General features: G+C 52.1%; 1 rRNA gene. It reads left to right on the top strand.

Annotated elements, in window-relative coordinates:
• A 23S ribosomal RNA gene (locus H9X81_RS11685) occupies positions 1-219 on the top strand; the annotation flags it as partial.

Genomic DNA, 219 nt, shown 5'->3' with positions numbered 1-219 from the left:
GAGGACCGGGATGGACGCACCTCTGGTGCACCAGTTGTCACGCCAGTGGCACAGCTGGGCAGCTAAGTGCGGATCGGATAAACGCTGAAAGCATCTAAGCATGAAGCCGGCCACAAGATAAGATATCCCACTGAGTTAATCAGGTAAGACCCCTTGAAGACTACAAGGTAGATAGGCTCAGAGTGTAAGTGTGGTGACACATTCAGCTCGGGAGTACTA

The sequence above is a fragment of the Hydrogenoanaerobacterium saccharovorans genome, assembly GCF_016901815.1.
GTDB lineage: Bacteria > Bacillota > Clostridia > Oscillospirales > Ruminococcaceae > Avimicrobium > Avimicrobium caecorum.
The sequence above is the reverse complement of the archived record's forward strand: the minus strand, read 5'-3'. Positions and strand labels throughout refer to the sequence as shown.